This is a genomic window from Mesoflavibacter sp. CH_XMU1422-2, from assembly GCF_037029245.1.
Taxonomy (GTDB): Bacteria; Bacteroidota; Bacteroidia; order Flavobacteriales; family Flavobacteriaceae; genus Mesoflavibacter; species Mesoflavibacter zeaxanthinifaciens.
Map to the genome: position 1 here is coordinate 1 of NZ_JAYMEE010000088.1, position 1,815 is coordinate 1,815.

At 31.0% G+C, this 1,815-nt stretch carries 1 protein-coding gene; it reads right to left on the minus strand.

The genetic code is table 11. The features are described 5' to 3' along the window. Positions 1 to 96: 96 nt before the first annotated feature. Positions 97 to 1,278 carry a hypothetical protein gene (locus tag WA340_RS12820; RefSeq protein WP_336129377.1) on the minus strand — a complete coding sequence of 394 codons (1,182 nt, stop codon included), beginning with the start codon at positions 1,276 to 1,278 and terminating at the stop codon, positions 97 to 99. Positions 1,279 to 1,815: the final 537 nt, after the last annotated feature.

Sequence of the window (1,815 nt, forward strand, 5' to 3'; positions counted from 1 at the left end):
GGTGCCTTACAATGGTGAACATAGAAGTACTCTAGCAATAAATAATTAATATTTTACTTGTTTATTGCCTCAGTTCTTTGTTAGGGCAAGTTTTTTTTATTCTGATGTACATTTTAGTTGTTTAATTATCAAATCATTTTCGGTCACGTCATAATCTTTATATCCTTTCGTGTAATTTATTCTAACCTTTTGAACTGGCGATTTTTTTAATTCGATGACGTCTTTTTCTGTTAAATCTAAAATATTCTCGTAAATCGAATATTTATATTTATAATTGATGTCAGGAACACTTGATTTTAAAAACTTAAGATTTATTACTTTTCCATTTTTTAACTTAAAGTCAATGGTTTCTCCTTGTTTTATTAAACCATAAAAATCTAAAGGTCTGTCGGTTTTGTGTTTTAAATAGACATCAATCATTGTGTTTTTTCCTTTCTTGATTGTTGTAATAGCAAAAACAAACATTTCGTAGTCAGCATAAATTCCTTGTTCCCAAAGTTCTTGTGCTTGTGATTTTACTGTTTCGTTTTCTAATGTTACTAACCTTTGTTGATTTGTAAATACACTTTTTTCTCCCGTAAAATCATCTATTTTGGTATTGCAAGTTGTGAGTTTTGCTTTTTCCTTTAATTCTTTTAGTTTTTTATCATTCTCCGCTTTCGCAATTTTTTCTTTTTCTTCCTTTTCTAATTTCAGTCGGCTTATTTCCTTTTTCGAATAAATCAAATACTTCTCTATCCATTCCGCAAACTTTGGATAAGTATTTAATTCAGAACTATCATAACTATTTTCTAGTTCATACGTTTTTGATTTGTCGTTATTCTCGATGATAATTCTATAATTAGAGTATGAGCGAAATTCGTCAATTGGTGTTTTTTCTTCTGAATACGAATTTTTGAAAATATCGACAATGTTTAATAATGTATCTGATTCAATTTTTATGATTTCATCTCCAGATTTTAATTGAGTTCTAAATTCGCTAATCACAACTAATGGAAAAGGAATTGGTTTTTCGGATTCGCTGTTATTCGCAAGTTCTTTTTCAAACGTTTCGAGTCTTTTTAAATACTCAATATATTTAACTCGATAATAAATATCCTTTTCTGGACTATTTTCTTGAGCGTCTTTAAACTTCTCAATATATTTCTTTCCTTTCTTTTCAATTTTCGCAAGATGTTTTTCGGTAACAGGCTGTGCGTTTTTAATCCAACTTGGAATTTGTCCGAAAGTCGAGTTACATATTATTAAAAGTAAAAATGTCAAAAATGTTTGTTTCATATCTGAATTTTGATGTTTCGTCTAAATTTGCCCTAACGTTAGCGTATAAATTTCAGTTGCGGAAAATCGGTACGATTTTCCGATTGAGACTGAAAGATAGAAAATTGCAATGAATTTCCGTAGGAAATTCAGCCGCAATTGAATTTATACATTGTTGGTTGCAGTTTTAATTCAGTTTTTTGAGGTTCATTCAGAGTTTGTTTTGCGTTCTGCTATTCAATTCCACGTTATGATTCCGCAATTTTGGAATTCGATAGAGTAGCAGTGATCAATTCACGTTTTTTTAATTCCGCTCAAGTTGATTTCTGCGCACAGTTCCGTTTTACATTTTTCAATTCAGCGTTACGTTTCGTTCTCGAGTTTTAAATTCAGTTTCTGCGCAAAGTTCCGCTGTTTTCAAAGTTCAGAATTCACACGATTTATACGTTTAGTTTTTAATTCCGCTATTGCAACCAACGGTCTCGGCTATGAGTAGTTGCGTGGGTTAGCACTTAACTTTGCAAGTACACACCAAGCTGAAAATCCGCGAGGATTTTC

Bases quoted from the DNA above. Each gene is read 5' to 3' on its own strand.
- WA340_RS12820 (WP_336129377.1), bottom strand. From the start codon at position 1,278: ATGAAACAAACATTTTTGACATTTTTACTTTTAATAATATGTAACTCG.